We start from the raw sequence: 20,093 nt of genomic DNA on the forward strand, positions 1-20,093 counted from the left end.
TCATTCTCCTATTCTACAATCATCTTGCCGTGCATCATATTCATGCCACAAGAGAAACCATACTCTCCAGCCTGTTCAGGTGTGATTTCCACTACATACTCTTCACCCATAGGCAAGTCCGCATGCACTCCAAAATCTGGGAAAACAATCTGATCTAGGCAGGGTGAAGGGTCCTTACGGTCAAAGACGATACGGGCTGGCACTGATTTCTTAAGAATAATCAACTCAGGCGTATAGCCCCCTTTGACTTCCACTCGAATCTCTTGGTAACCCTTTTTTTGCTGGGCCTTTTGTTCAGATTTTTCAGGCTTTTTGAAAAACCAAAACAAGATAAACGCGATAAGGGCAATACAAACAATGGTTACAATACTATTTAACATGACGTCTCCTTTACATACAATTACATTTTACTTCTGTTACAACGCTTGATTTCTTCTCAGAAATCACAGCTTCCAAGTCTTCCAAGTCAGCTTGAGTAAAATCACATTCCATAATCAAATCAGCCACCAACTGCTTTATCCTACGGGAGCAAACCTTGTCTTTGATATCTCGGACAAGCAGGTCTCGGCTTTGATCCAGAGTTAAAAGGGCTGAATAGACAAAGAACTTGCCCTCTTTTTTCCTGGTCAGACACTCTTTCTCTACTAAGCGAGCCAAAAGAGTTTGAATAGTTGATTTGGACCAGTCAAACCGCTCTGCCAAAACTCTGATCAAATCCCTACTGGTCTGCTCTCCTTGCATCCAAATAATCTTCATGACCTGCCATTCTGCATCTGAAATCTGCATCAGCACACCTCCAAAATCTACATTTGTCAATTATAACTTATAGTATACTCTCAAGATTTACATTTGTCAATTATGAAATTACATATTTCTTAAAAAAGTACTTTAATCATTTGATGGGAGATTTGCAGTCAAATTTTACTATATAAACTATAAAAATATGCTATACTGTAAAAAAGAAAACAACCACTAGGGGTGCGTAAAGCTGAGATTAACGACTGTTAGATCCCTTTGACTCAATCTAGGTAATGCTAGCTGATGGAAGTGGAAATGATAATGAGGACTACTTGTCTTCTATTGCTTTCCTGAAACAGACTAGCTTGTTCTTAAGAATACAAACTTCAATTGGTTGGGAGGTTTTAGATGACTTATTTACCCGTTGCTCTAACTATTGCAGGGACTGACCCTAGTGGCGGTGCTGGCATTATGGCTGATTTAAAGTCATTCCAAGCTAGAGATGTCTATGGAATGGCCGTTGTGACAAGTCTTGTCGCTCAAAATACCAGAGGCGTTCAGCTAATAGAGCACGTCTCCAACCAAATGCTGGAAGCACAATTGGAGAGTGTCTTTTCAGATATCAAGCCTCAGGCTGTAAAAACTGGGATGTTGGCAACTACTGAGATCATGGAGATCATCCAACCCTATCTTAAAAAGCTGGACTGTCCATACGTCCTTGACCCTGTTATGGTCGCTACGAGTGGAGACACCCTGATTGATTCCAGTGCCAGAGACTACCTAAAAACAAATCTGCTTCCCCTTGCAACCATTATCACGCCCAATCTTCCTGAAGCAGAAGAGATTGTTGGTTTTTCGATTCATGACCCAGAAGACATGCAGCGTGCTGGTCGCCTGATTATAAAAGAATTTGGTCCTCAGTCTGTTGTTATCAAAGGTGGCCATCTGGAAGGTGGTGCCAAGGATTTCCTCTTTACCAAGGATGAGCAATTTGTCTGGGAAAGTCCACGAATTCAAACCTGTCATACCCATGGTACTGGATGTACCTTTGCAGCAGTGATCACGGCTGAACTAGCCAAGGGGAAGACCCTTTATCAGGCAGTCGATAAGGCCAAGGCCTTTATTACAAAAGCCATCCAAGACGCCCCTCAACTCGGTCATGGTTCTGGTCCAGTCAACCATACAAGCTTTAAAGATTAAAAAAACTCTCTAGTTCCCACTTTAAGGGAATTAGAGAGTTTTTGATTAGGAAATAATGTCATCCAACTTTGTTAAAAAGGCTTGGGTTTTTGCTTCTATATCTTCTGCCTGCATCAGATCCCTGACGACAGCTACCCCAGCTATACCAGTTGCAGCAAGTTGGTCAATATTCTCTGACGTCAAGCCTCCAATAGCAACTACTGGAATGGCAACCTTTTGGCAAATGGTTTTCAAGGTTGAAATCAGGGTGATGGGAGCATTCTCCTTGGTCGTAGTCGGGAAAATGGCTCCTGTTCCCAAGTAATCCGCACCTCCTTCTTCTGCTTCGAGGGCTCTTTTTACTGTTTTAGCAGTGACACCGAGGATTTTTTCAGGACCCAAAACTTTGCGAGCAACCGAAACTGGTAGTTCATCGTCTCCGATATGCAAACCTGCAGCATCAACCGCAAGACAAACATCCAAACGATCATCGATAATCAAGGGGACCTGATAGGCATCGGTTATTTCTTTGACTTGTTTGGCCAGTTGATAGTATTGATTGGTTGTGAGATTTTTTTCTCGTAGCTGTATGATAGTAACACCTGAATGGCAGGTCGTCTCAACTTTTTCAAGAAAGCTTTTCAAGGAATCTTGGTAGCGATTGGTGACCAGATATAGTCTGAGTGCTTCTCTATTCATAAATATCTCCTTTGATAGCATCTAGCCAGTTTTCGTCTCTTTTTAGGAGAGAGAGCTGATTGAGAGTTTGAAAGCGGAAATCTTCCAATCCCATTCCTTGGACAACTATTCTCTCAGCAGAGATATTGAGATAAGAAACCGCTAGACAAGAAGCTTCAAAGGCGGTCTTTCCTTGGCTGAGAAAAACGGCTGTCAAGGCTCCAACCAGGTCTCCTGTCCCTGTTATCCAGCCTAATTCGTCACAGCCATTTCCCAATACAGCAACCTGATTTGCCGAAACGATGAGGTCCTTGGGGCCAGTGACTAAGAAAGACATACCAGGATAAAGCTGACACCAGTCTTTCAAGACTTGAAGCAAATCTTCAGTTTCTTGATCTTTAGCACTCGCATCGACTCCGACTCCGTGGTGTTTTAAGCCAACAAGACTTCGGATTTCCGACATATTTCCTTTAAGGACCGTGGGCTTGTATTCTAAAAGATCTCTGACTAAGGTCTTACGAATGGGAGATGTTGCTATGCCAACAGCATCTACTACCATTGGGAGACAAGCTTGGTCTGCATAAGAAGCTGCCATACGGATTGCTTTCTCCTTCTCGGCTGACAAATGCCCCAAATTGATGAAGAGAGCCTGACTTTGTTTGGTAAAATCAAGAACCTCACGGGGATCATCTGCCATGACAGGTTTAGATCCCAGAGCCAAAATGCCATTAGCCAGCATCTCACAAGAAATCTCATTGGTGATGCAGTGAATCAAGGAACTGGTTGCTAGAGGGAAAGGATTTGTCAATTTCTGCATCAGTCTATCCTTTCACCAAAGAAATATCCCTGCACTTTTTTAAAGAACTCCTGCTTGATTAAAAATCGAAAGGCGAGGAAAGCTATGGCTGTACCAATCAAGGTTGCTCCGAAAAATCGAGGAGTGTAGATAAACCAACTGAGCTTCGCCGCAGATCCCGTAAAGAGAACCATAACAGGATAGGAAACAATGGAACCGATAATACCTGTTCCCAAAATCTCTCCTAGAGCAGAATAGTGAAATTTCCGACCATACTTATAAAAGAGACCTGCGAGGAGGGCTCCAAAAGTAGCTCCAGTGAGGGCCAAGGGCGGAATGCCTTGAGTAGACATACGGATAAAGGCTGTGACTGTAGCCATGACCAAGGCATAAACAGGCCCCATCAAGATTCCTGCAAGAATGTTGACTACACTGGACATCGGTGCCATTCCTTCAATTCGAAAGATGGGTGTAAGAACTACGTCAAGGGCAATCATCATGGATAAAATAGTTAATTTGTGAACTTGTAGTTGGTGGTTTCTCATTTTCTATTTCTTCTCTTTTTCTAAGGACTGCAAATCACTCGTCCATGTTTGATGTTGGTAAGCCATCTCCCAAAACTTGGCTTCCATATGAATACTAATGTAAAAGGCCTCTAGCATTTTTTGTTTGTCCGCCTCATCACTTTCTTGATAGAGCTGATTGACCAGCGCTTCTTCCTCTTTAATCTGCTGTTCTAACTCATCGGTGATATAGGTCTCAATCCACTGTTGATAAAGAGGATTCGGGGATGGTTTGCGATTAAGTTCCTTGCCCAAATCATGGTATAACCAAGGACATGGAAGCAAACTAGCAAAAGCAATGCCCAAGTTTGGTTCTGCAAACTGTCGATAAATATGAGAAATGTAATGATAACAGGTTGGAGCAATCGGTCGCTCATCCATTTCCTGGGCACTGATTCCTAATTCCTTGAAAAATTGTTGGCGGATAAACAACTCACCATCCACTAGACTCTGGGCATTTTGTTTCAAGAGTCTTTTCATCTTTTCGTTTGGAGTCTTATCAGCCAAGAGGTGATAGGCTTCTGAAAAAGACTTCAGATAATAAGCATCCTGAATTAGGTAATAGCGGAAAATAGAAGGTTCTAACGTTCCTTCTTGTAACTGTAATACAAATGGGTGATGAAAGGAAGCCTGCCAAGCTTCCTTGGATAATTCCATAGCAATATCTGTAAATTCCATAATAACTCCTTTATAGAAATAAACTGGTTTGAAGCAATAAAAAGAAAAGTAGGTAGATCAATTTTGTCCTCTGAGAAATATAAAAAGTCCGATAGCTATTCTCCACCTGTGCATGTTCGTCATATCCGTGCGCAGATAGAGCTCTCAGGTAAAGATGGCGCCATCTAAAAACTGTCATAAGAACCTTGCTGTAAATCAAGGGAGACCAAACATGCAGTTTTTGACCACGCAATAGGCAAGCTTCCTTGAGGGACTTGATTTCTTGCTGAATGAGGGGAAAGGCATTGAATACCACAATCAAGGCATAGGCCCAAGACCGTGATAACCCCTTTTGAGCCAAGTACAAGAAAAGCTCTTTTAAGGAAATACTGGAAACAAAGACAAGGCCGATACAAACTGTCACAAAAGCCCTCGTTCCAAGTATCACTGCCTGCGAAGCATCCCCATGTAACTGAACTGCCCAGTAATTAGCCAAAGATGGTAAAATCGCGAGCAATAGCATCCAAGCCAACATCTTAAATCGACGGTAATAGAGCATGAAGAGAATGCAAAATGCAACTACCGAAAGATTAAGAGCAATCGAAGGAATGAAGGATGTTTCCAAGGATAAAATCAGCAAGAAAAGACTAATAATCGGTGTCTGAGTTGCTACTTTGACCATACTACTTCACCTCCCCTTGAGCATTGATACTCCGAGATGTGAGGGGGTTAGTGATTGTCACGTCTTTAATATGACGGAGACCCTCACTAGTCATCTCGATCCAATAATCAACCACAGAGATCAAGGGATCTAAACGATGACTAATGATCAAAAAACTTCTTCCTTGATTGCTCTCCTCCAGAATCCACTTACAAAAATAATGGCAGGCTCTATCATCCAAACCTGCAAAAGGTTCATCTAGCAAGATCACAGAGGCCTTACTAGTCAAGATGGTCAAGAGCTGAAGAATCTTTTGCTGGCCGCCACTTAATTGATAGGGACTCTTATCAAGCGCCTGCTCCAGATTAAAGTATCGTAAAGTTTGGAAAATTCGCTGATTTCTTTCAGAATCAGGTCCATCTAATTGAAGCTCTTCTCGCAGACTGGCTCTGATAAACTGCTTCTCAGCTTCCTGAACAACACCCGTCAGGTCACGATACAAACTCTTTTTCTTTTTCAGGACTGTCCCCTTCAAGGTAATGCGCCCCTTATACTTTTGAAATTGAAGAATAGACCGAAAGAGGGTTGATTTCCCGACACCATTATCACCCAAGATACAGGAAATTCCTTGGTAAAATGTAAAATTCACAATCGAAAATAGGGGACGCTTATCCAGCTCACAAGTCGTTCTATCCATATGGAATAGTTCTGGGCTAGAAGCAACTTCCTTTGAAGCAACCTGAGTCATATCAGAGGTAGGGATTTGAAACACTTCCCTTAGTTGGCCATCTCTTAGCTCCACCATATGGTCAATATAGGCTTCATAGTCCGTTAAATCATGGTCACACAAAATAACTGTCTTCCCATTAGAAGCCAACTCTTTTAGAATCTCCAAGATCTCTATCCTACTCTTGCGATCAATGGAAGCAAAAGGTTCATCCAAGAGATAGACCCTAGGATTCATAGCAAAGAGAACAGCCAAGGCAGCCTTTTGCTTTTCCCCACCTGATAAGTGATGAATTGGACGGTGCAAAATCGCCTTGCAGCGACATTGCTGGACTACCTCTGCTATTTTTGAATCAATTTCCTGAACGGGATGGCCGATATTCTCTAGGGTAAAAACCAGCTCCTCAAACAAGTTCTCCATGGTAAATTGATGATTGGGATTTTGAAAGAGAATACCAACCGTCTGGATACGTTCGATGATAGAAAGCTGACTGACCTCGCTCCCGTTTATTAGGACTTGACCGCTATAGGGAAGAGAACTGACTTGGGCAATCATTTGAAAGAGACTCGATTTTCCTGAACCACTGCTCCCAACTAACAAGGTAAAGGCTTGCCCATGGAAAGTAAAATCAATCGGTTCTGAAAAAATTGGGGACTGAATCGCTCGTAGTTCCAGCCCCATCTATGCCTTTCCTCCAGCTGCAAACTGATGATAGAGTTTGACAATGGCACGAACCAAGATGGTACAGAAGAAAAAGACGGAAATAAAGCGCACCACAAGCAAGGAAAGCACAAAAGGAAGGGAGAAGGCGTAGTAACCTAACTTAATGTATTCATAGACAAAGCTAACAAGCGTAATCCCAATACTATTGGCAGTTAGAGAGAGCCAACTTTCATAGCGATTCTTGGTTACGATAAAACCAAGTTCACTTCCCAAACCTTGAACCAAGCCAGACAAAAGGGCACCTAGACCGAATTGGCTACCATAAAGGACTTCAGCAAGCGCAGCTAGCACTTCTCCAATCGTTGCACTTCCGACTCTTGGAACAAAAATGGCAGCAATAGGGGCAGCCATACACCAGAGACCAAAGAGAATTTCATTGGCAAAGGCCTGTAAACCAAGAGGTGCTAAAATCAGGGTGAGGATATCAAACAGATAGCCTGAACCCACAAAAACGCCACCAAAAAAGATAGACAAGAAAGCAAGTAAGATAACATCTTTTAACTGCCATTTTTTCAACATAAAAAACTCCTTTTTTAAAGAAATGTGGGGCATTCAAGGAGAGCTACCAAAAGGCTTGCCGTCAAGCCTATCCTCTTTTGATAAACAAAAAAACTCCAATTACAAACGAGAATTAGAGTTTACCTTACAAGATTAGACAGTTCTTTTCGACATACGAAAAAAACCTTTTCACATTTCCCTTCGCCAGTATTAACTGTATCAGGTTCAATGGGTATCATCTCAGCCTAAAGCACCCCAAATGTCTTTATTATTTTATTACTGGACCAGTATAACAGAATTTGAAAGCCCTAGCAAGATATTTGACTGGAAAATATATTTATATAGTTTCTAATAACGATTTAATCTTTCTATACACGAAGAAAAACCTCCACACTTAGTGGAGGCAAGCTATTTTATCAATACAATTTTAAGTCACGTGGATCAACTGGGAATGTTGGGTTGTATGGGTTGTGACGAAGCTTGAAATGTTTAACATCTTCAATAGTCTGAGTTCCAGATAACTGCATGACTGTCTTCAATTCCGCATTCAAGTGTTCAAAAACTTGACGCACACCGACACTACCACCGAGAGCCAAACCATAGATGACAGGGCGGCCAATAGCTACCAAGTCTGCTCCTGATGCCAAGGCTTTAAAGACGTGCTGACCGCGACGAACACCAGAGTCAAAGACGATTGGCACACGTTTATCAACTGCTTCTGCTACTTCTTGAAGCGAGTCGAAGGCAGCTGGTCCACCGTCGATTTGACGGCCACCGTGGTTGGTCACCCAAATGCCAGAAGCACCTGCAGCAAGCGAACGTTCCACGTCCTCACGGCATTGTGGTCCTTTAACGTAAACAGGTAATCCTGAGTATGCAGCGATAAATTCAACATCACGTGGAGACAAGCGTTGTTTAGCTGACTTGTAAACAAAGTCCATTGATTTTCCAGCACCTTCTGGTAGGTATTCTTCAACAATCGGCATGCCAACTGGGAAGACGAATCCATTGCGCTTGTCCACCTCACGATTGCCCCCTACAGTTGCATCTGCCGTCAAGACAATCGCTTTGTAGCCTTCAGACTTCACACGGTCCATGATGTGGCGGTTGATCCCGTCATCCTTACTAAAGTAAAATTGGAACCAATGAGGCGTCCCTTGAAGGGCTTCCGTAATTTCTGGAAGGTCTACAGTAGAGTAAGAGCTGGTTGTATAAAGAGAACCAAACTCATGCACACCACGCGCAGTCGCCACTTCACCCTGTTCATTTGCCAATTTATGAGCCGCAACAGGCGCCATAATGATTGGTGAAGACAGTTTTTCACCAGCAAATTCAATCTCTGTACTTGGATTTTCAACATCACAAAGAGTATGAGGAACGATGAGTTTGTGGTTAAAGGCGCGAATATTCTCACGTAAAGTAAAAGTATCTTCCGCCCCACTGGCGATATAGCCAAATGCTGCTTTAGGAATAACTTGTTGCGCCATTGGCTCCAAATCATAGGTATTTATGAAATCTACAGGTCCTTCTGCATTGCTTGTTTTGTATGACATAAAATGTCCTCCTTGATAAGTAAGCGTTTACTTTGTATATTACAGAAATATCTTAACGCTTTTTTCAACACTTTTCAAATATTTTGTTTGGAAATTTCAGAAAGATTATGGCTATGATAAAAAATCCTTATAACGGCAATAAAAAATACATATTATCCAAAGGAGATTTTAAGTGCTACAATAACTGTATTATTTCTAGATGGGAGGTTTTATTTTTGGATTGGTCCATTGTTGAACAATATCTACCACTATATCAAAAGGCATTCCTTCTAACCTTGCATATTGCAGTTTGGGGAATTTTGGGATCCTTCCTGCTCGGTTTAATCGTTAGTATCATCCGGCATTATCGAATTCCTGTTTTGGCGCAAGTAGCGACAGCCTACATTGAATTGTCACGTAATACGCCCCTTTTGATTCAACTCTTCTTTCTCTACTTCGGTCTCCCCCGAATCGGAATTGTCCTATCCTCAGAAGTCTGTGCCACTTTAGGACTGGTCTTTTTAGGAGGCTCCTATATGGCAGAGTCTTTCCGAAGTGGGCTGGAAGCTGTCAGTCAAACCCATCAGGAGATTGGATTTGCCATCGGTCTGACACCTCTACAGGTCTTTCGCTATGTGGTTCTGCCACAAGCAACAGCGATTGCTCTACCGTCTTTTAGTGCCAATGTCATTTTCCTCATCAAGGAAACCTCTGTTTTCTCAGCAGTGGCTTTGGCCGACCTCATGTACGTCGCCAAGGACTTGATTGGGCTTTACTATGAGACAGACATTGCGCTAGCCATGTTGGTGGTTGCTTATCTGATGATGCTTCTCCCCATCTCACTGGTCTTTAGCTGGATAGAAAGGAGGCTCCGCCATGCAGGATTCGGGAATTCAAGTACTCTTTCAGGGAAATAATCTCCTGAGAATCTTACAGGGATTGGGCGTTACGATTGGGATATCCATCCTGTCTGTCCTCTTATCCATGATTTTCGGAACAGTCATGGGAATCATCATGACCTCCCATTCTAGAATCGTACGCTTGTTGACACGATTGTATCTGGAATTTATCCGTATCATGCCCCAGCTGGTGTTACTATTTATCGTTTATTTCGGCTTGGCTCGCAACTTTAATATCAATATCTCAGGTGAGACTTCTGCTATTATCGTTTTTACCCTCTGGGGAACAGCTGAAATGGGGGACTTGGTACGTGGAGCTATCACTTCCCTCCCTAAACATCAGTTTGAAAGTGGACAGGCGCTAGGTTTGACCAATGTTCAACTTTACTACCATATCATCATCCCACAGGTTTTGAGAAGATTACTGCCACAAGCCATCAACCTTGTCACTCGAATGATCAAAACCACTTCCTTGGTTGTCTTGATTGGGGTTGTTGAAGTGACCAAGGTTGGACAACAAATCATCGATAGCAATCGCTTGACTATCCCAACTGCTTCCTTTTGGATTTATGGAACCATTCTAGTCTTGTATTTCGCAGTCTGCTTCCCTATTTCCAAACTATCCACTCACTTAGAAAAACATTGGAGGAACTAAATGTCTGAAACTATCTTAGAAATCAAGGAACTCAAAAAATCCTTTGGAGACAATCCCATCCTCCAAGGACTTTCTCTAGATATCAAAAAAGGGGAAGTTGTGGTTATTCTGGGGCCATCTGGTTGTGGGAAAAGTACCCTCCTTCGTTGCCTCAATGGCTTAGAAAATATTCAAGGTGGAGATATCCTGCTGGACGGTCAGTCTATCGTTGCAAATAAAAAAGACTTTCACCTAGTTCGCCAAAAGATTGGCATGGTCTTTCAAAGTTATGAACTCTTTCCCCATTTGGATGTTCTACAAAACCTCATCCTAGGTCCTATCAAGGCTCAGGGAAGAGACAAGAAGGAAGTAACGGAAGAAGCTTTGCAACTACTGGAGCGTGTCGGTTTGCTAGATAAACAACATAGCTTTGCGCGTCAATTATCTGGTGGACAGAAGCAAAGGGTTGCAATTGTCCGTGCCCTCCTCATGCATCCAGAGATTATCCTCTTTGACGAAGTGACAGCTTCACTGGATCCAGAAATGGTGCGTGAGGTTCTAGAACTCATCAATGACTTGGCTCAAGAAGGTCGCACCATGATTTTAGTAACCCATGAAATGCAGTTTGCCCAAGCAATTGCCGATCGGATTATCTTCCTCGACCAAGGGAAAATCGCCGAAGAAGGAACGGCTCAGGCCTTCTTTACCAATCCACAAACAAAACGAACTCAGGAATTTTTAAACGTCTTTGACTTTAGCCAATTTGGCTCATATCTATAAAGGAGATTCTTATGAAACTATTCAAACCACTCTTAACTGTTTTGGCACTTGCCTTTGCCCTTATCTTCGTTACAGCTTGTAGCTCAGGTGGAAGCTCTGGTGCTTCATCTGGAAAAACGACTGCCAAGGCTCGCACAATCGATGAAATCAAAAAAAGCGGTGAACTTCGAATCGCCGTATTTGGAGACAAGAAACCGTTTGGTTACGTTGACAATGATGGTTCTTACCAAGGTTACGATATCGAACTTGGGAACCAACTGGCTCAAGACCTTGGTGTCAAGGTTAAATACGTTTCAGTCGATGCTGCCAACCGTGCTGAATACTTGATTTCAAACAAGGTGGATATTACCCTTGCTAACTTTACAGTGACTGATGAACGTAAGAAACAAGTTGATTTTGCCCTTCCATACATGAAAGTTTCCCTCGGTGTTGTCTCACCTAAGACTGGTCTCATTACAGATGTTAAGCAGCTTGAAGGCAAGACCTTGATTGTCACAAAAGGAACGACGGCTGAGACTTATTTTGAAAAAAATCATCCAGAAATCAAACTCCAAAAATACGACCAATACAGTGACTCTTACCAAGCCCTTCTTGACGGACGTGGAGATGCCTTCTCTACTGACAATACTGAAGTCCTAGCTTGGGCTCTTGAAAACAAGGGATTTGAAGTAGGAATTACCTCCCTTGGTGATCCAGATACCATCGCACCAGCAGTTCAAAAAGGTAACCAAGAACTACTTGACTACATCAACCAAGAAATCGAAAAATCAGGTAAGGAAAACTTCTTCCACAAGGCCTATGAAAAAACACTTCACCCAACCTACGGTGACGCTGCTAAAGCAGATGACCTAGTTGTTGAAGGCGGAAAAGTTGACTAACATCCAATAACATCACAAAACAAAATCAGGTAATCCTAGCGACTACCTGATTTTTTATATCTTAGGCTTTGTGCCAATTTTCTTGGTCTTCTTTAAAGCGTTTTAGAAGGTCGAGTCCTTCTGGTGTGATATATCCTTCTTCTTGGGCTAGGTGGATGAGCTCGCTGTAGTTTGAGAGAGTTACCAGTTTCACGCCTGCGTTTGCAAAGTTCTTATCTGCTTTTGCTAGTTGATAGCTAAAAATAGCTACTACACCGAGAACATCTGCTCCTTCACGCTTGGCAGCTGCTACCGCTTCGAGAACTGAACCACCAGTTGAGATCAGATCTTCTACAATTACCATTTTTTGCCCCTGGGCTACACGACCTTCGATTTGGTTGCCTGCTCCGTGGTCTTTTGGTTTGCTACGGATATAAGCAAATGGTAGGTTCATCTTGTCCGCGATGATAGCTCCGTGTGGAATCCCTGCTGTCGCAGTTCCTGCAATCACTTCAACCTCTGGAAAGGCTACTTTGATAGCATTCACAAAACCATTTTCAATCAAAGTTCTAGTTTCCGGGTAAGCTAGGGTCACACGATTATCCGTATAGATAGGTGACTTGATACCAGATGCCCAAGTGAAAGGCTCTTCTGGTTTGAGATAAACCGCTTGAATTTTCAATAGATGGCTAGCAATGTCTCTAGCAAGTGTCATGGTATACTCCTTCTTATCCTTAAATCTATAATCAAATACGCTTTAGACCCAATCGCGTGTCCATTCTTCCTTGATAGCATGGTAGGCTGCTACAGGATCTTCTGCCTGTGTGATAGGACGGCCTACTACAATGTAATCACTACCGATTTGATAGGCTTGACCAGGGGTCACTACGCGTTTTTGATCCGCTGCTTCAGCACCTGCTGGTCGAATACCTGGTGTCAAGCAGATAAAATCTTCGTTTGTCGCCTCCTTGATGAGTTGGGCTTCTTGGGCTGAGCAAACCACTCCATCCAATCCAGCTTCAGCTGTTTTCTTAGCATAGTGAATCACTGATTCTTGCAGACTAGTTTGGATATTTTGACAGTCTTGCATCTGTTCCTCGGATGTTGAGGTCAGTTGGGTCACCGCGATAAGAATCCCTTGATCACCGAGGCCTTCACGCGCAGCCTGCATCATTTCAAGCCCACCTGCAGCCTGAACATTGGTCATATCGACACCCAGACTTGACAAGATTTTCATGGTTGACTTGACTGTATTTGGAATATCATGCAACTTGAGATCCAAAAAAACACTATGTCCTAATGATTTCAAATAACGCACAACTTCGGGACCTACTGCATAGTAGATTTCCATTCCTACCTTGACATAGAGTTTTTCCTCTGCTGGAAAAAGGGCTAAAAATTCTTTGGCTTCCTCGAAACTTGGAAAATCCAGAGCAATGACTGGGCGACTCTCACGCATTCTTTTCTCCTATTCTTTGCTAACAGTCCATTGCTCAAAAAAAGGAACCTGCTAGCAGCTAGGTTCCACGAAAAACGGGTAGAGTCTCTACCCTTTCACTGTCTAACCTTAGCTGCCTCTCTGGACTGCTTTAAAAGTTTTCTACTATTCTATTATTTATAACGACACTTGTCAAGTAAAAACTGAAGATTCTTATTCTTGTTTCTTTTCTTCAGCTTTTTTTTCTTCCTGTTTTTTCTTCTCCGCTTCTTTAGCTTCTTGTTTAGCCTTTTCCTCAGCTTCTTCTAAACGTTTATCAGTCAGGCTAGTGCTATAGATTCCTGCCTCCATATCGATGAAGCTCGGTTCTGCTAGTTGTGGCTTAATTTTGCTGTAATAAGGTAATTTCTTACTCAACTCTGACAAGGGAACTACTATTTCATCTGTATCCTGCATAGTAATTTTTAGAAGATCGGCAGTTGCTTTACTTGGAGCTAGTTCGATCTTTTGGATCTGACTCTTTATATCCTCGCTGATGCTAGAAAGACCCGTCATCAAATCCTTCACCTGCTGCTCATCATTAAAGGTAACTGTCAGATAAGTCTCAGGCAAGTTTAAGCGATTTACAGGAGTTGACTCAACCGCACCACTAGAAAGAATTGGATAATACTCTTCACCAGACACATAATAACCGACAATATCAAACTCCTTAACCTCAATCGTAAAGTTAGTCGGAAATTGATAGTTAATCTTCGCTGATTCTATCCAATGGTTGGACTTGATTCGCTCAGCGTATGTTTCCTTATCCAACAATAGAGCTAAAGTATAGTCACTATCTTGAATTCCAGAAGCCTGTTTGATGTCATCCGCCTGCGTGTTACTATTTCCCTTAACCTCGATATTTTTGATGGTCGAAAGTGGAGTCAACAGATAGACTGAAAAAAGGAGGACTAGGACACTGGGTACCAAGATACTCACAGCTCGCCAAATATGAACAGGCGCAATTTTCGGTTTGGCAGGTTTTTCTGGTTTTTCTTTTTTCTTCTTCTCTTTTTCTTCTTTGACTTTAGGCTCATCCTTTTGTGATTTTTCTTCTTTTTCGGATGGTTCCTTGCTTGGGCTTGTGGATTCCTCGTCTGATTCACTCGATGATTTCTTGGACTCCTCCAGTAGTTTCGAGCTAGCTTCCTTTCGAGCTTGTTTTTCCTTTTCCTTCTCTTCAGCTAGGGCAGCTTCTTCCTCAGCCTTCTTTTTCAGATATTCTTGGTTCCGTTTCTGCCATTCAGACAATTCTTTCTTGGGGTTTGATTCTTTTTTCTTATCCTTTGACATTGATATTCCTTATGCTAGGTCTTTTCTTAATAGATCGTAAAATTCTGCAAGAGATTTCAATTCAGTCGAAGCTTTCATACTAGCTTGGTATTGGTCCTTATGACTAAGCAAGTGACTGAGTTTCTCCTCCAAGCTTTCCAAGGTCAAGTCACTTTCTTGAAGTTCTTCTGCATAGCCTTTCTTAACAAAGTAGGCAGCATTTTCAATCTGATCTCCTCGACTTGCTTCACGACCCAATGGTACGATGAGATGGAGTTTCGCCATGGCCAAGAGCTCAAATATCGTATTGGCACCGCCACGCGTCACCACCACATCTGCCATCTCCATCAAGGGTTGATAGAGATCCGTCACATAATCAACACGAAAGAGATTTTGACTCAACTCATTGAGGCTAGAATCTCCAGTGAGATTGATAATATTGTAACGCTCGGTCAGTTCTTGCTTATGATCTGTCACTAATTGATTAAAGACACGAGCTCCTGCAGAACCACCGACAAACAATACCGTTGGCAATTTAGGATTAAAGTGGGTTTGGATATCCACCAATTCATCTGGTTCTGAACCTTTTTGGTCCGAAACCTTGGTGACAGCTCCCACATGCTCGACCTTAGAAAGACCAGCAGCCTGCTCAAAGGTTGAATACATCTTGGTCGCAAATTTATAGGCAATTTTATTTGCCAAGCCCATAGATAGATCCGATTCGTGAATAAAGACAGGCACTCCTGACACACGCGCTGCGATAACTGGCGGTACAGAGACAAATCCTCCCTTAGAAAAAAGAGCCTGTGGACGCAGTCGTAACATGATAAAGAGAGATTGGACAATTCCCCAACCAACTTTAAACACGTCCAGCATATTTTGCCAAGAGAAATAGCGACGCAACTTCCCAGTCGCAATGGAGTGGAAGGTCACATTCAAGCCTGACTTGAGGATTTCTTGGTGTTCGATTCCGTGTCTATCACCAATGTAGTGAACTTCCCAGCCGTCTTCGATGAACTTAGGCATTAACAAAAGGTTGAGGGTAACATGTCCAACCGTCCCCCCACCTGTAAAGACAATTTTTTTCATATTATTCCTTTAACTCCGCTACTGTGTCGATAAAGAGGTCGCCACGTACTTCAAAGTTAGCATACATATCCCAGCTAGCATTGGCAGGACTGAGGAGAACCACGTCTCCTTCTGTCGCAAGTTCATAGGCCTTGCGGGTCGCATCAGCAATATCTGTCGCATCCACATAAGCCACACCAGCCTTCTCTGCTGCCCGTTTGACACGTTCTGCAGACTGACCGAGGATGACCATTTTCTTGAGGCCAGTGATATCTGGCACCAGCTCATCAAATTCATTGCCGCGGTCCAAACCACCTGCAATCAAAATGACCTTACTATTGTCAAACCCTGACAAGGCCTTTTGAGTAGCCAAGATATTGGTTGATTTACTGTCGTTATAAAATTTCACACCCTTAATCTCATCCACAAATTGGAGACGGTGTTTCACACCACCAAAAGCTGACAAGACTTCTTTGATGGTTTGGTTGTCGATACCACGAAGCTTAGCTACTGCAATGGTCGCAAGGGCATTTTCTATATTGTGGCTACCTGGAACACCAATTTCACTAGCTGCCATGACCACTTCGCCACGGAAGTAGAGTTGACCATCTTCCAAATAAGCTCCGTCAACCTTTTCAAGTGTTGAAAATGGAACAACAGTGGCTTGTGTTTTGGTAGCCAATTCTTTTGCCAAATCTTGGTTAAAGTTCAATACAAGGAAATCAGCTGCTGTCATCTTGTTCTGGATATTCCACTTAGCTGCCACATACTCCTCAAAAGAACCATGGTAGTCGATATGAGTTGGCATGAGGTTGGTAATGACTGCAATCTCAGGATGGAATTCTTGGACACCCATCAGTTGGAAAGAAGACAACTCCATGACAAGAGTATCCTTGTCTGTCGCAGTTTGAGCCACTTGACTAGCTGGATAGCCGATATTTCCTGATAAAAGCCCATGTTGGCCTGCAGCAGTCAAAACCTCCCCAATCATAGTTGTTGTGGTCGTTTTTCCATTTGAACCCGTGATACCGATAATCGGCGCATCTGAAATCAAGTAAGCCAACTCCACCTCAGTCAAGACTGGAATCCCTTTTTCCAATGCCTTCTCAATCATGGGATTACTGTAGGGAATCCCTGGATTTTTCACCATCAGAGCGAAATCCTCATCCAAGAGCTCCAAAGGATGGCCACCAGTAACAACCTTGATTCCCTCTTCTAGCAAACTTTGCGCAGCAGGATTTTCCTCAAAAGGCTTGCCGTCATTTACCGTCACAATGGCTCCCAGCTTGTCCAACAAACGGGCCGCAGACTCACCAGACTTAGCCAAACCTAAAACAAGGACTTTCTTATTTTTAAATTGATCGATTACTTTCATGTCTCAAACTCCATTTCTACTCTTACTATTTTACCATTTTTATGGAAATAAAAAAGCCACAAAGTGTGTTTGTGACTCTTTCTTCTAACTTAATGTTCTCTTATCATCAATGAGATAAATCGGTAACTCGAATGACTTGATCCACTTGCTCCCAGATAAGAGGATTATGGGTCGCAATAATAATGGTCCGATTCGGATTTTTTAGAGATTCTAGGATAGAAAGTAGCTCCTCAGAGTTTTTAGGGTCTAGTGAAGCGGTTGCTTCATCCGCGAGAATCAAAACTAACCTGCACTCCAAAAGTTCGACAAAAAATATCTAACCCTTAGAGTGCAGGTCAACTCTCAGTACTTTATATCCTCACCTGTCTTTCCTCTGACCGCTGGCCTGTGACAAACATGGTAAAGGTTGCCTTGCAGACATTTCTGCCTTCTTGATTGGTGATATCGACATCCACGACACAAGTTGTGCGACCTTGATGGACACATTCTCCTTTAATGGTCAGTACATCGTCAAGTTTTCCTGCCTTGAGGTAGTTGATAGAGGATTGGAGTGTCACTCCATCAAGCCCCAGCGAGATAACCACCAAACCACTAATCTGGTCACAAAGGGTAAAGAGATAGCCACCATGGGCATTGCCATAGTAGTTGAGCGACGAGTCCACTACTTTTGTCGTCACCACAACATGACCATCTCTCATTTTTTCTATTTCGTAATTTTCAAAGGCAGATATAGCGTCAAAATGAAAATCTTTCATCGTTTCCTCCTGATAGTTCAAACGACACTATGATACTACTTTTTATAGGACTGTGCAAGGAGAAAGCTCCTAGTCTGGCAAAATTCCAATCTGCTCTACAAAGCGCATAAAGGCTGTCTGTCCTTGTTCCGTCTGCTTGTAAACCCCTGCGTCTTCCAGAACACGTGCAAAGATAGCACCCACAGAGTCCTTGACGATTTCAAGGGCTTTTTCTTTATCCGTTAGCTCTGGATGTTGGGCTTTAAGCTGGTCTGCCCATTCCTGATGATAAGGGGCAACTGCTTCATCATCTCCTACAAGATAGCTGGCAACTTGCTCCACTTCCGCTTTCAGACGTGGTGGCAGGATAGCCAAGCCCATGACCTCAATCAAGCCGATATTTTCCTTCTTGATATGTTGGACATCCTTGTGGGGATGATAGATGCCATCAGGATGCTCTGGCGATGTCTGATTGTCCCGCAAGACCAAGTCCAACTCAAGCTGACCATCGCGTTTACGAGCAATCGGTGTGATGGTGTGATGCGGTGTCCCATCTGTCTCTGCCAAAATCTGTACTTCAGGGTCTGAATACTGGCGCCATTCATGCAAAATCTTATCAGCCAAGTTGATCAAATCCTCTTTGGAATCCGAAGTCAAACGCAACACTGACATAGGCCACTTGACAATCCCAGCCTTGACCTGCTCAAATCCATCAAAACAGAAAGTCTTTTGCAGAGGAGCCAATTCCATAGGAAATACGTGACGACCTCCCTGATAGTGGTCATGAGTTAGAATAGACCCCCCCACAATCGGCAAGTCGGCATTTGAGCCCGCAAAATATCCCGGAAATTGCTCAACGATAGCCAGCAGACGCTCAAAGCTCTGACAGCTAATAGCCATGGGACGATGCTGACCGTCTAAGAAGATACAGTGCTCATTAAAATAAGCATAGGGCGAATACTGGAAACCCCACTCCTGACCAGCCATTTCAAAACGGATAATGCGGTGATTGCTACGAGCTGGGTGGTTAACCCGACCATGGTAGCCCTCGTTCTCTATACAAAGCTGACACTGGGGATAATTGCTAGCTTGCACCAACTTAGCCGCCGCAATCTCTTTTGGATCCTTTTCAGGCTTAGAGAGGTTGATGGTAATCTCAAGTTCTCCGTAATCTGATGGAACACGATAAGCAATATTTTTAGCAATAGCCTTGAGCTTGATGTAGTCGTTTTTCTGACTAAGTTGGTAGAAGTCCGCAATTGCCTGTTCGGGAGATTGGGCGTAGGTTCCCCAAAAGTCACGATTGACCTGACTTGGACAAGGGGTTACCAAATCCATTAGTTCAGCACCGAGGATTTCACGCGCAGTCTGACTGTCCTCAATCATCTCTAATCGAACCGCCTCCTCAACCAGCTGGTCCTTGAGGTCAATCAAATCCTCCAGATTCGTCTCAACTTCCAAAACACCTTCTCCCACTCGTGCTAAGACACGATTGGTTAGGTAGATTCGATCAATCTCCTCAAATGAACTTCCAGCAATGACTTCCGTGATAAATGCATCTAGAACTCCCTGACTCATTGATTCTCCCTCTTACTTTCTAAATAGTCTCTGACAGCATCTAAATCCTGAAAAACTTGTTCTGTTTTATTTAAGAAAGACTGTGCTGGCATTTTCAAGTCTGGAATACAAATAACTGGTATCCCAGCTCTATACGCTGCTTCAATCCCTGCTTCACTATCCTCTAATACTAAGCAATTCTCTGGTAAAACATTCAAATCACTACAGGCTTTTAAAAATATATCAGGGTAAGGTTTGCTTCGCTTTACATCTTTTGCAAAAACTAGATGGTCAAATAGGGACCGTATACCATTACTATCCAAAATCATTCTAGCTCTAGATTCAACACTTGAAGTTGCTAGAGCGATTGGAATACCTTCTCTTTGCAAAAAAGCAAGCAAATTTTTAGCACCTTTTTTTAAATTTACACCTTTGACCAATATTCGAGCTTCCAGTTCATAAACTTTTTCCAAGGTTTAGTCAAAGTTCCAAGGTAAATCATAGGTATCTAAAAATCGTTGAACATTCTCCTCTTCCCTATGTCCACTGTATTCTCTAGAATATGTTTCTTCTGTGAAAGGAATTCCAAAATCTTTAAGCAATTCTTGATAAACTTTTAGAGAAATGATCTCAGTATCAGCTAATAAGCCATCGAAATCAAATATTACAGCGTCCATTTACTTCTCTC

General features: G+C 42.7%; 22 protein-coding genes, 2 pseudogenes and 2 riboswitches. Of the genes and pseudogenes, 5 read left to right on the plus strand and 19 right to left on the minus strand.

Going from position 1 to position 20,093, the window contains the following annotated elements; translation table 11 throughout:
- Positions 1 to 8: 8 nt before the first annotated feature.
- Complete coding sequence (locus EJF26_RS04865; RefSeq protein WP_000935073.1) at positions 9 to 380, minus strand: cupredoxin domain-containing protein; 372 nt, start codon at positions 378 to 380, stop codon at positions 9 to 11.
- Between the two features lie 10 nt (positions 381 to 390).
- Positions 391 to 786, minus strand: a complete 396-nt coding sequence (locus EJF26_RS04870; protein ID WP_001167183.1) for a CopY/TcrY family copper transport repressor — start codon at positions 784 to 786, stop codon at positions 391 to 393.
- 178 nt (positions 787 to 964) lie between these two features.
- Positions 965 to 1,063: riboswitch (TPP riboswitch) on the plus strand.
- 83 nt (positions 1,064 to 1,146) lie between these two features.
- Between EJF26_RS04870 and thiD the strand changes: the two genes are divergently transcribed.
- Positions 1,147 to 1,938, plus strand: a complete 792-nt coding sequence (thiD, locus tag EJF26_RS04875) for a bifunctional hydroxymethylpyrimidine kinase/phosphomethylpyrimidine kinase (protein WP_000221723.1) — start codon at positions 1,147 to 1,149, stop codon at positions 1,936 to 1,938.
- A 45-nt stretch (positions 1,939 to 1,983) separates the two neighbouring features.
- Here the strand turns inward: thiD and thiE are convergent, their stop codons facing one another.
- From thiE to lctO, 8 genes are all read right to left on the minus strand, one after another.
- Positions 1,984 to 2,616 (minus strand): thiamine phosphate synthase, encoded by a 633-nt coding sequence (thiE, locus tag EJF26_RS04880; RefSeq protein ID WP_001078214.1) that lies wholly within the window; start codon positions 2,614 to 2,616, stop codon positions 1,984 to 1,986.
- Entirely contained in the window at positions 2,609 to 3,412 is an 804-nt protein-coding gene (thiM, locus tag EJF26_RS04885) for a hydroxyethylthiazole kinase (protein WP_001170981.1), read from the minus strand. Before thiM ends, thiE begins: the two co-directional genes overlap by 8 nt.
- Positions 3,412 to 3,936, minus strand: a complete 525-nt coding sequence (thiW, locus tag EJF26_RS04890; RefSeq protein ID WP_001244055.1) for an energy coupling factor transporter S component ThiW — start codon at positions 3,934 to 3,936, stop codon at positions 3,412 to 3,414. The genes thiM and thiW overlap by 1 nt, the downstream gene beginning before the upstream one ends.
- A 3-nt stretch (positions 3,937 to 3,939) precedes the next feature.
- Entirely contained in the window at positions 3,940 to 4,632 is a 693-nt protein-coding gene (gene tenA / locus EJF26_RS04895; RefSeq protein ID WP_000397197.1) for a thiaminase II, read from the minus strand.
- Positions 4,633 to 4,642: 10 nt separating this feature from the next.
- Complete coding sequence (locus EJF26_RS04900; RefSeq protein ID WP_000241383.1) at positions 4,643 to 5,293, minus strand: energy-coupling factor transporter transmembrane component T; 651 nt, start codon at positions 5,291 to 5,293, stop codon at positions 4,643 to 4,645.
- A gap of 1 nt (position 5,294) precedes the next feature.
- A complete protein-coding gene (locus EJF26_RS04905; RefSeq protein WP_000522125.1) occupies positions 5,295 to 6,680 on the minus strand; it encodes an ATP-binding cassette domain-containing protein in 1,386 nt (461 codons plus the stop codon).
- Positions 6,681 to 7,241, minus strand: coding sequence for an ECF transporter S component (locus tag EJF26_RS04910; RefSeq protein ID WP_000915275.1), 561 nt, complete (start codon positions 7,239 to 7,241; stop codon positions 6,681 to 6,683).
- A gap of 158 nt (positions 7,242 to 7,399) precedes the next feature.
- Positions 7,400 to 7,488: riboswitch (TPP riboswitch) on the minus strand.
- Positions 7,489 to 7,636: 148 nt separating this feature from the next.
- On the minus strand, positions 7,637 to 8,773 hold the full coding sequence (gene lctO / locus EJF26_RS04915; RefSeq protein ID WP_000120745.1) for an L-lactate oxidase: 1,137 nt from the start codon (positions 8,771 to 8,773) through the stop codon (positions 7,637 to 7,639).
- 215 nt (positions 8,774 to 8,988) lie between these two features.
- On the opposite strand from lctO, the gene EJF26_RS04920 reads away from it, so the two are divergent.
- The 4 genes from EJF26_RS04920 to EJF26_RS04935 are packed head-to-tail and all read left to right on the plus strand — an operon-like array spanning position 8,989 to position 11,943.
- Positions 8,989 to 9,669 carry an amino acid ABC transporter permease gene (locus tag EJF26_RS04920; RefSeq protein ID WP_000384106.1) on the plus strand — a complete coding sequence of 227 codons (681 nt, stop codon included), beginning with the start codon at positions 8,989 to 8,991 and terminating at the stop codon, positions 9,667 to 9,669.
- Positions 9,629 to 10,306, plus strand: a complete 678-nt coding sequence (locus EJF26_RS04925; protein ID WP_001154136.1) for an amino acid ABC transporter permease — start codon at positions 9,629 to 9,631, stop codon at positions 10,304 to 10,306. The genes EJF26_RS04920 and EJF26_RS04925 overlap by 41 nt, the downstream gene beginning before the upstream one ends.
- The gene (locus EJF26_RS04930) at positions 10,307 to 11,065 is read left to right on the plus strand and encodes an amino acid ABC transporter ATP-binding protein (RefSeq protein WP_000004997.1); all 759 of its coding nucleotides are present in this window, start codon (positions 10,307 to 10,309) and stop codon (positions 11,063 to 11,065) included.
- Between the two features lie 11 nt (positions 11,066 to 11,076).
- Positions 11,077 to 11,943 carry a cysteine ABC transporter substrate-binding protein gene (locus EJF26_RS04935; protein WP_000765265.1) on the plus strand — a complete coding sequence of 289 codons (867 nt, stop codon included), beginning with the start codon at positions 11,077 to 11,079 and terminating at the stop codon, positions 11,941 to 11,943.
- A 61-nt stretch (positions 11,944 to 12,004) separates the two neighbouring features.
- Here EJF26_RS04935 and pyrE read toward each other — a convergent pair whose 3' ends face one another.
- From pyrE to EJF26_RS04980, 9 genes and pseudogenes are all read right to left on the minus strand, one after another.
- Complete coding sequence (gene pyrE, locus EJF26_RS04940; RefSeq protein ID WP_000170981.1) at positions 12,005 to 12,637, minus strand: orotate phosphoribosyltransferase; 633 nt, start codon at positions 12,635 to 12,637, stop codon at positions 12,005 to 12,007.
- 42 nt (positions 12,638 to 12,679) lie between these two features.
- The gene (pyrF, locus tag EJF26_RS04945; RefSeq protein ID WP_001209287.1) at positions 12,680 to 13,381 is read right to left on the minus strand and encodes an orotidine-5'-phosphate decarboxylase; all 702 of its coding nucleotides are present in this window, start codon (positions 13,379 to 13,381) and stop codon (positions 12,680 to 12,682) included.
- A gap of 192 nt (positions 13,382 to 13,573) precedes the next feature.
- Entirely contained in the window at positions 13,574 to 14,692 is a 1,119-nt protein-coding gene (locus EJF26_RS04950) for a cell division protein FtsQ/DivIB (protein WP_000031114.1), read from the minus strand.
- 9 nt (positions 14,693 to 14,701) lie between these two features.
- Positions 14,702 to 15,760 (minus strand): UDP-N-acetylglucosamine--N-acetylmuramyl-(pentapeptide) pyrophosphoryl-undecaprenol N-acetylglucosamine transferase, encoded by a 1,059-nt coding sequence (locus EJF26_RS04955; RefSeq protein WP_000724846.1) that lies wholly within the window; start codon positions 15,758 to 15,760, stop codon positions 14,702 to 14,704.
- 1 nt (position 15,761) lies between these two features.
- Positions 15,762 to 17,114, minus strand: coding sequence for a UDP-N-acetylmuramoyl-L-alanine--D-glutamate ligase (murD, locus tag EJF26_RS04960; protein ID WP_000863078.1), 1,353 nt, complete (start codon positions 17,112 to 17,114; stop codon positions 15,762 to 15,764).
- 106 nt (positions 17,115 to 17,220) lie between these two features.
- Positions 17,221 to 17,394, minus strand: a pseudogene (locus EJF26_RS04965) (ABC transporter ATP-binding protein); the annotation flags it as partial.
- Between the two features lie 70 nt (positions 17,395 to 17,464).
- The gene (locus EJF26_RS04970) at positions 17,465 to 17,869 is read right to left on the minus strand and encodes a PaaI family thioesterase (RefSeq protein ID WP_000651199.1); all 405 of its coding nucleotides are present in this window, start codon (positions 17,867 to 17,869) and stop codon (positions 17,465 to 17,467) included.
- A gap of 69 nt (positions 17,870 to 17,938) precedes the next feature.
- Positions 17,939 to 19,426: a UDP-glucose--hexose-1-phosphate uridylyltransferase gene (locus EJF26_RS04975; RefSeq protein ID WP_000077635.1), complete on the minus strand. Its 1,488-nt coding sequence runs from the start codon at positions 19,424 to 19,426 to the stop codon at positions 17,939 to 17,941.
- Positions 19,423 to 20,082 (minus strand): annotated as a pseudogene (locus EJF26_RS04980) (HAD family hydrolase). The gene EJF26_RS04975 and the pseudogene EJF26_RS04980 overlap by 4 nt, the downstream one beginning before the upstream one ends.
- Between the last annotated feature and the right edge of the window lie 11 nt (positions 20,083 to 20,093).

It is taken from the genome of Streptococcus oralis subsp. dentisani, from assembly GCF_007475365.1.
Classification (GTDB): domain Bacteria; phylum Bacillota; class Bacilli; order Lactobacillales; family Streptococcaceae; genus Streptococcus; species Streptococcus mitis_AX.